Here is a 5,621-nt window from a genome sequence, read left to right on the forward strand (position 1 = left end):
ACGTCGGCCCGCACGCCCTGTCCGTCCTGCTCCCGGTGCTCGGCGAACCGCGGCGGGTGACGGCGGCGGCGTACGGCCCCGGCGACACCGTCCACCTCGTCCTCGACCACGAGGGCGGCGCGTCGAGCAGCCTCACCCTGAGCCTGACCGCTCCCCCGGCGGCGGCCGGCGCCGTGGTCGAGCTCCGCGGCACGGCGGGCGTCACCTCCCTCCCGGAGGCCTCCGAGGGCGCGGTCCCGGCGCTCACCCGGGCCGCGGACGCCCTCCTCACCGCGGCCGGTGCCGGCACCCCCCATCCCTGCGACGCGGCGTTCGCGCTCCGGGTGACGGAGATCCTGGCCGCGGCGGAGGCGCGGCTGGACGGCCGAACGTGCTGACGGCCTCACCCGGCGACTGCGGAACGAAGCACCCCCGACGCGCTCCGTGGTCACCGGGCCGGACCGGCTTAAGCGGCCCTTAAAGCCCGGTTAAGCGATCGCCGGATCTTGGCTGTTTCTTCAAAGAGTCGCAGGTCGGAGCGGTGTCGCGGACAAGTCGGACCGTTGGCGGGGGACACGGCCGCCCCTAGCATCGATGTCGCGCGCCGGTCCCGACGTACCGCTTTGAGAGCGCTCTCTGCGGTTCTCCTCCCCCATCGGCCGGCCGGCGCGGTCAGGAATCCGCACGAGTACTCCTGGAGATCCCCCACATGACCCCCCGTCACCAGCGCAACCTCGGCCGCCGCAAGGTCCTCTTCACCCTCGGCGGAGCCGCCGTGGCCATTCCCGCGGCGGCGGCGATCGCTCCGCACGCCCTCGCGGACCAGTCCGGCGAGCGGAAGGCCGGCACGGCAGCGGCGGGGGCCCTGCCGCTGACGATCGTCAACAACAGCGGTTCCTTCGACAACGCGAACGTGCACCTCTACATCGTGGGCAACGTGGACGGCCGTCAGGTCAGGGTCACCCCGGAGGGCACCGTCGCCCCCGTCGCCGCCTCCGACAACGGCCCCGACGGCTTCACCGACTACGCGATCGGCCTGGCCGGCAGCGGCGAGACCAAGCTGTCCCTGCCGTACATGTCCGGCCGGATCTACGTGTCCCTCGGCGCGAAGCTCAAGTTCAAGGTCGTCACGGACGGCAACGGCAACGCGGCGCTGCAGTACCCGGCCGGCTGGGTCACCTCCGACCCCAACTACGGCGTGCTGCACGACTGTGCCGAGTTCACGTACAACTCCTCGGGCATGTTCTGCAACACGACCATGGTCGACATGTTCAGCGTGCCGATGGGCATCCGGCTCACCGGCGCCAAGGACCAGACGACGGGCACCGTGCGCGAGGGCGGGCGCGCGGCGGCGTTCGCCGCCGTCAAGCGGGTGGAGGCGTTCTCCCGGCTCGTCGTGGACGACACCCGGATCATCGCCCCCGGCCACGGTCTGGACGCCGGCCTGTTCGCGAAGGACTACTTCGCCCCGTACATCGACGAGGTGTGGAGCACCTACACCGGCCGGGACCTCGAGGTCACCACCAACGCCGGCACCTTCACCGGCCGGGTGCGCGGCGAGCGGTTCACCTTCGACGGACCCGCCCAGGTCTCCTTCGGCAAGCCCTCCACGCGGGACGTCCTCTTCTGCGACGGCGCCCTCGCCGCCCCCAACGACGGCACGACCGGCCCGGTCGCCGCCGTGCTGGGCGCCGGCTTCAACCGCTCGACGCTGCTCAGCCACCCGGACCAGCCGACGGCCGACGCCTCGGTCTTCTACCGGACCGAGCTCACCAACCACTACTCCAAGGCGGTCCACACGGCCACCGAGGACGGCAGGGCGTACGGCTTCGCCTTCGACGACGTGGCCGACTTCGCCTCGTACATCCAGGACACGGCACCCACGGGCCTGCGGCTGACGCTCACGGCCTTCTAGACGGCTCGCGGAGCAGGTTTCCCCCGGGCCGGGGAAGGTACCCCGGCAGCCAGGAGGAGCGGCTCTTCACCGCGGTGCCGCGAGCGTTCCGGATGCACGGCGGGCTCCCGCGTTGAATGGTGGGGCATAGGACCCGATGACAGCACCGGGGCCGCTCCAACGATCCGGACCCGAGGAGCCAGAAGATGTCGACGTCCCAGCCCGACGCGTCCCAGCCCGAAGCGTCCCGGCGGTCCGCGGACCGCGCCACCCCGGACAGCCTGCTCCACGCCCGCACCGGCACCGATGTGTCGCCGGAGGACATCGTCCTTGCCTCGGGCAAGGACCTCACCCCGCACAACCTCGAGTGGGCCAGGCGGAAGCTGGACGAGGAGGGGCCCGCCGCCCTGGACAAGATGCTGCCCTGACCCCGCACACACCCGTTCGCGGACAGGACCGCGCCGCCGGCCCGGTGCGATCGCACCGGGCCGGCGGCGTGCCGGGGTCAGGTTCTGTCCCGGTCCTCCGGGAGCGCCGTCCCGTCCTCCACCACGTGCATCGCGGCCTCCTCCGCGCCGGCCGCCCCCGCGTCGATGCCGACGTCCTCGGCGACGGACTCCTTGGTGGTGTCGGGGTGGGCCCCCTCGTCCGGGGCGACCAGGCGTCCGGCGCGGTCGGTGCCCGCCTCCGGGTCGACCGGCTCGCCCTCGCCGCCGGGAAGGTCGCCCACCGCGTCCCCGGCGGGCACGGACGCGTCCGGCACCTCCTGGGCCAGCCGCTGGTCGAGGCTCTCCCCCTCGTGCTGCTCCGCGGCCGTGGTGCCGTACTTGGTCACGCCGAGCGGTTTCTCCGGCGGGGAGTAGCCCTCGTCGAGGGTGTCGTCGTAGGTCCGTTCGTCGAGTGCGTCCTGCATGTCGAGCGGCGCGGCGTCCTCCTGCTCCTCGTTGCTCCCGGTGGGCTGGTAGGCGTCGTCCCCCATCGGCTCGGTGCCCATGGTTTCCTCCCTGTCACGCTGCGTCGGCTCGTTCGCCTCGGTGTCAGATCCGCGTTTCCCGTGACGCGGTCTCTAACCCCGGTGCGTCCGGTGACGGAGAGGGCCCTCGAGGATCAGACGGGCGCGTTCGGGCCGTCCGGGCGGGAGCGGCGCCGGTCGACCACGTCGAGGCTCAGCCGTCGGATCCCGGTCTCGCCGAGCCGTTCGTAGCCGTCCTCGGTGATGACCGACACGACCGGGAAGATGCGGCGGGAGAGATCGGGGCCGCCGGTCGCCGAGTCGTCCTCGGCGGCGTCGTAGAGGGCCTCCAGGGCGGCCAGGGCGGCCTCCTCGCGGGACATGCCGGGCCGGTGGAGCTTCTTGAGGGCGCCCCTGGCGTACGGGGATCCGGACCCCTCCGTGTGGAAGCCGTACTTCTCGTAGCGGCCGCCGGCGGCGTCGTAGGAGAAGATCCGGCCCCGCCCTCCCCGGGGCGCGGTGGTGTCGTAGCCGGCGAGCAGCGGGACGACGGCGAGGCCCCGCATGGCCTGGGCGAGGTTCTGGCGGATCAGGGTGGCGAGCCGGGTCGCCTTGGCGCCGAGGGTCATCGGGACGCCCTCGATCTTCTCGAAGTGGGCGAGTTCGACCTGGTAGAGCCGCACCATGTCGAGGGCGGTCCCCACGGAACCGGCGATCGCGACGGCGGTGTGGTCGTCGGCGGGCAGTACCTTCTCCAGATCCCGCTGGGCGATCAGGTTGCCCATGGTGGCCCTGCGGTCACCGGCGACCAGCACGCCGTCGGCGTAGGTGAGGGCGAGGATCGTGGTGCCGTGCGGGACCTCCGCGGCGCGGACGCCCTCGGGCGGGGTGCGCGTGCCCAGCAGTTCGGGGCGGTGGGCCGCCAGGAACTCGGTGAAGGACGAAGAGCCCGGAGTGAAGAACTCCTCCCCCAGCCGCCCTTCGTGCCCGCTCTCCGCCATGCCGTTCCCCCCTCGTCGCTCCTTCACGCACCGACAACCGACTCCTACCTGGACCGGGTGCGCGGGAAACCCGGCGCCGTCAGCCGGAGCCGGGCGCCGGGGCGACACGGGCCTCGAGGTCGCCGATCCGGTGGACGGGCCAGGAGCGGGCGTACCCGGGCGGTGTGCCGCCGGGCCCGGTGAGGGTGGCGACCGGGACGCGGTCCGCGGTGCGCAGGATCTCGGCGGCCGTGGTGTTCTCGTTGTTCCCGGCGGTCGCGCCGGAGGAGCAGCCGGTGTAGTAGCCGATGGGGATCGCCTCGTGGCCGGTGATCAGACAGGGCGGGCGGACACCGAGCCGGTGCAGGTCCTCGGCCGTGCGGGCCCAGTCCCGGCGGCTGTCGACGTTGCGGTCCACGGTGTGCACGAGGACGGTCAGCTGCACCGTGAGGTGACCGGCCAGGCCGAGTGCGACCAGGGCTCCGGCTGCCCGCCGCCACTTTCCGCGCGGTGCCGTGACCAGGTGCCACAGCGCGTCGGCGACCGGGATCGCGAGCAGGGCGTAGGCGGGCTGGAGGAAGCGGGGCGCCGCGTACTCGATCATGAACAGGTAGGGCAGGGCGACGGTCGCGGCGCAGGCCAGCGGCACCACGGTGCGCAGGGTGCGGCGGGCCCGCACGGCGACGACCAGTCCGAGGACGGCGAGCAGCGGCAGCACGAACCACCACAGGGTGATCACCGGGTGGGGCATCGAGCCCGTGCACGGACGGCACAGGGCGCGCCCGCCCAGGCTGCGCAGCTGGTCGTCGACGGCGAAGTTCAGGCCGAGCCCGCCCTGGATGCGGGAGGCCTCGGCGAGCCGCTCCCGCAGGCCGCCGAACGCGGTGTACGCCTCGACCACCCAGGGGACCGCTCCCGCCAGCAGGCCGCCGGCGAGGGCGAGCAGGGACCGCCCGTGCCGGCCGGCCAGGGCGAGGACGAGGAGCGGGACCGTCGCCCAGACGGCGTCGGTGGGGCGCATCCAGGTCATGAGCGCGGCCCCCGCCGCCACTCCCCACAGGGGGCCGCCGGACGAGGGGTCCGCGCGGTGGCGCAGGAAGCAGCCGACGGCGGTCAGCGCGCCGACGGCGACCCAGTAGTTGGGCATGGCCTGGGGGCCGTAGAAGAGCGTGATCCACAGGGAGGCGAAGAAGGCGCCGGCGGTGACCAGGACCCGGGTGGGGAACAGTCCGCGCCAGGAGCGCAGGGCCAGGAAGAGGGCGAGGCCGGAGAGCAGGGCGAGGTGGACGCGCAGCAGCGCGGTGGACTCGGACCAGGACGCGACGGGCGCCACCAGCAGGGACACCCCGCGGGAGCGGGGGGCGCTGAAGAAGGCGGCCGGGTGGTGGGAGGTGACCTGGCTGGTGTAGACGATCTCGTCCCAGCCGAGGCCCAGCACGGGGCGGACCAGGACGAGTTGGGCGAGGGTGAAGACGGCGGCGAGCACCGCGAGCGGGCGGGTGCCGCCGCGCGGTGACGGGCCCGGTCCGGCCCGCTGCCCGCGCTTGCGCATGCCGGTGAGAAGGGCACCGGTGCCGTCGGTCATCGTCCGTTCCTCATTCCCGCGTGTCATCGGGTCCCGGGTTCCACGGGCCCTGCGCTCTGAAGGACGGGTTCCAGGAAACCGGCGTTCCGGCGATCACCGACAAACTAACCCGCGTGCGACGGGCCCGCAGGACGGAATACGGCCATCCGCCCCGGGCCCGCCGCCGGTCAGCGCGGGTGCGGGCCCCGGTGCGGGGGCTGCTCGGGCGCCGGGCGGGGCCCGGGCAGCGGG

Annotated in this window: 5 protein-coding genes and 1 pseudogene; 3 read left to right on the forward strand and 3 right to left on the reverse strand. The window is 73.6% G+C overall.

The genetic code is table 11. The features are described from left to right. The 3 genes and pseudogenes from B7767_RS31770 to B7767_RS31780 all read left to right on the forward strand — a co-directional run. Positions 1-377: pseudogene (locus B7767_RS31770) on the forward strand (gfo/Idh/MocA family oxidoreductase); the annotation flags it as partial. 311 nt (positions 378-688) lie between these two features. Further along, a complete protein-coding gene (locus B7767_RS31775; protein WP_085575145.1) occupies positions 689-1,894 on the forward strand; it encodes a glycoside hydrolase family 64 protein in 1,206 nt (401 codons plus the stop codon). 185 nt (positions 1,895-2,079) lie between these two features. Beyond that, positions 2,080-2,301, forward strand: a complete 222-nt coding sequence (locus B7767_RS31780) for a hypothetical protein (protein ID WP_085575146.1) — start codon at positions 2,080-2,082, stop codon at positions 2,299-2,301. Positions 2,302-2,378: 77 nt separating this feature from the next. On the opposite strand, the gene B7767_RS31785 is transcribed toward B7767_RS31780, so the two are convergent. The 3 genes from B7767_RS31785 to B7767_RS31795 form a co-directional block, all read right to left on the reverse strand. Further along, positions 2,379-2,867: a DUF5709 domain-containing protein gene (locus B7767_RS31785; protein ID WP_085575147.1), complete on the reverse strand. Its 489-nt coding sequence runs from the start codon at positions 2,865-2,867 to the stop codon at positions 2,379-2,381. A 113-nt stretch (positions 2,868-2,980) separates the two neighbouring features. Continuing rightward, positions 2,981-3,826, reverse strand: a complete 846-nt coding sequence (gene prcB, locus B7767_RS31790) for a proteasome subunit beta (protein WP_085575148.1) — start codon at positions 3,824-3,826, stop codon at positions 2,981-2,983. Positions 3,827-3,905: 79 nt separating this feature from the next. Then, the gene (locus B7767_RS31795; protein WP_085575149.1) at positions 3,906-5,390 is read right to left on the reverse strand and encodes a hypothetical protein; all 1,485 of its coding nucleotides are present in this window, start codon (positions 5,388-5,390) and stop codon (positions 3,906-3,908) included. Positions 5,391-5,621 lie beyond the last annotated feature (231 nt).

The organism is Streptomyces sp. 13-12-16 (assembly GCF_002114215.1).
Lineage (GTDB): Bacteria > Actinomycetota > Actinomycetes > Streptomycetales > Streptomycetaceae > Streptomyces.

Excerpts from the sequence above, each read along its gene's own strand:
- B7767_RS31785 (WP_085575147.1), bottom strand. The coding sequence starts at position 2,867 with ATGGGCACCGAGCCGATGGGGGACGACGCCTACCAGCCCACCGGGAGC.
- B7767_RS31780 (WP_085575146.1), top strand. The coding sequence starts at position 2,080 with ATGTCGACGTCCCAGCCCGACGCGTCCCAGCCCGAAGCGTCCCGGCGG.
- prcB (WP_085575148.1), bottom strand. The coding sequence starts at position 3,826 with ATGGCGGAGAGCGGGCACGAAGGGCGGCTGGGGGAGGAGTTCTTCACT.
- B7767_RS31795 (WP_085575149.1), bottom strand. The coding sequence starts at position 5,390 with ATGACCGACGGCACCGGTGCCCTTCTCACCGGCATGCGCAAGCGCGGG.
- B7767_RS31775 (WP_085575145.1), top strand. The coding sequence starts at position 689 with ATGACCCCCCGTCACCAGCGCAACCTCGGCCGCCGCAAGGTCCTCTTC.